Origin of the sequence: Lacticaseibacillus sharpeae JCM 1186 = DSM 20505 (genome assembly GCF_001436225.1) — a bacterium.
Taxonomy (GTDB): domain Bacteria; phylum Bacillota; class Bacilli; order Lactobacillales; family Lactobacillaceae; genus Lacticaseibacillus; species Lacticaseibacillus sharpeae.
The window spans coordinates 1-2,481 of the sequence record NZ_AYYO01000053.1; the positions used below are offsets into that span (position 1 = coordinate 1).

The window sequence follows — 2,481 nt, forward strand, 5'->3', positions numbered from 1 at the left end:
AACGGGTTAAGGAGCTGTTACAGATAACTTGGACAAATTATTCACCAGCCACTAATGTAGATTCTATACCTTATAACCGATATGGGTATTCCACCTCTTTATAGAAAAAATTACAACACCAAAAAGTGAAGACCTTTATATTTTTCAAATATTACAAATTGAGTTAGTGCAGTTAGAGTTGGTTTTTTATTTCGTTTTGAAAATGTAGTTTTGCCAACATGCTCTTTATTGGTCTTGGAGAGTAGATGAAGCCGGAGCAACTGTTTCATCGCTGAGTGCCGAACTTTTTTCAACAACAGAATCACAAACAACTGTCAGTCTCTAAATTCTGGTGATATAATTATTTTTATAAGTATAAATTAGTGGGTGATGTTATGGATGAGGTTGTTGAATATAAGAAAAAGAAAGTATATTTTTTCCACTTGAGCGGAGGAAAGCAAACTCATTTGGAAAGTTTGAAGCCCAAAATTATTGAGCTTTATGACGATTTTTATAATAGAAGATATGACAACGTGCCTGATTTGACCATAAATGGGGAACGTATCTTTGTTTCGGCGATGACGAGATTCGAGACAGCAGCAGTGCAGACAGAAAATGGCCCGGTTATGGAATTCGTTTATCAGCTAAATATTCAGCGGGTTGATCCAAGTCGAGATGTTGAATATGGAGTGTTGACCCAGGAAGTTGATGAAAGGCGGCACAAGTTAGAGCTAGCTGATAACGAGGCTTCTGAAGGAAATTATGGACCCTTAGTAAACACTGAAGTACTTTATGATCCCTATAGAAAAGTGCTATGTCGCACCAGATGCACAGGAGATTTGTCGAATGCGCTTTTACTTAGATTTATAAAATTGGCGTTTAATTTGCGAGGTGCAAAAATGGAGGTAATACTTAATCAAAGAGGCGTAGACGCAATTGACGATTTTTCGGCTTTGAAGACTTTAAGGATAGCGGTTGCTTCTCCAAATAATTTTTTGGATTTTGCAGATGATGGACGAAGTGAGTATGCGGATATGCGGTTTGCTAGTTCAATGAGGGGTAATAAATATGCGTATGTGCTCTCTGGGACTAATCTTGAAAAACATACACTCAAAAGAAAACTGAACTCATTGATGAGCGAGGGTGAAAATTTTTCCCTGGAAACTGCTGTAATTGAAGGAGAGAACGACGGAATATTTGAACCTATTGATTTATTAAAAAACAAGTTAACTTATAGTGGGCAAATAATCATCAAAAACGGAGAAAAAATCACAATCAAGCATTACTTCCGAATGCTCGAATATTCTTTTAGAGACAAATTAGATTTCTTGAAAGCACAGTTTGAGTTTGTTGATTAATGCGCAATAGTATCAGCTTGAAATTTTGGAGGTTATATACATGAAAAATGGACGATTTAAGCGAAACTTTTTTCAGATAGTGATGGGAGCCGGAACCTTTTGCATCTGTTTAATAATTAATTATTGCCCTGCTACTATTAACAATTACACGGAGGTTTTGTCTGGTGTTTTGTCGTTCACTTCTGTAGCGACCGCCATGCTATTTTCCGCATTTGCACTAATCCCTTTGATATCACAACTTGAAATCGGGGAGGCGCTGTTAAGACTACATACAGACAAAAAGTTTATGGACAGACTATTGATAACAACGGTGCTATTTTTCTTAGTAGCGATGTTCTCGATGGTATCATTGCTATTCAGAAGGGGCTCAAGCGGTTTTTTTTCGCACATAATACTGTCTTGTTGGCTATCGTTTCTGGTTAGTGCTTGTTCAGAGATTATTAGTATGCTTAGAGCAATTTTTGCAGCGCTTGATAAATTTGACCAACAAAATTTGTGATTATGGTTGTTATATCGTAAAGAACAATCAGCAACTGCGTATAACTTCCTCAGTCTGATATGTTTTTGTCACTAACACTTGGTTCAAAGTTCTCTAGCAGATTATGCTGGAAATTACTTTGTTTCTGACTTAGCTTAAGCTTCCTGAGCTACACATTCGCGCCACGTCTCGTCCGCACGTATTATGTCCAGCGCGACCAAAACACCCTGTCCATGAGCTGAACCGACCTACAATTTGCTACTGCTGAACTTGGTTAACACGCACACGCCTTTGATTTACGCTAGGGACCTGTACCAGTGAGCCTTCTTTAACTACTCGGCTTGGGGTATGTGGACGTTGTAGGATTTCGGGAAATGTCTCCTTGGCACTTACGGGCTAATAGCTCCACGGCATAAAATGTTGCGCTGCCCGTGTTGTTGGAGGGTGCCATATTTTGGATAAGGCTTGGCCTTTTTGTCATCGAGGTGTTCTTGTAGTGAAAAATCAGATGTCCAACATAGCTGATGAGGTCGTTGTGGATAGTTCCCGACGAAAATAGCCTGGAGTTCCACGGTGAGGATGACCTCTCCATCATGTCATATTTGCTATCTAGTGGCTGGTGAATTAGCCCTAACTTTCAGGCAAATCCACGATAACTTTGTAATC

1 protein-coding gene is annotated in these 2,481 nt (G+C 39.1%); it reads left to right on the forward strand.

The window, feature by feature from the left end:
- Positions 1–374 precede the first annotated feature (374 nt).
- Complete coding sequence (locus FC18_RS09795; RefSeq protein ID WP_056976183.1) at positions 375–1,337, forward strand: hypothetical protein; 963 nt, start codon at positions 375–377, stop codon at positions 1,335–1,337.
- The last annotated feature ends 1,144 nt before the right edge of the window (positions 1,338–2,481 follow it).

Bases quoted from the DNA above. Each gene is read 5' to 3' on its own strand.
- FC18_RS09795 (WP_056976183.1), top strand. From the start codon at position 375: ATGGATGAGGTTGTTGAATATAAGAAAAAGAAAGTATATTTTTTCCAC.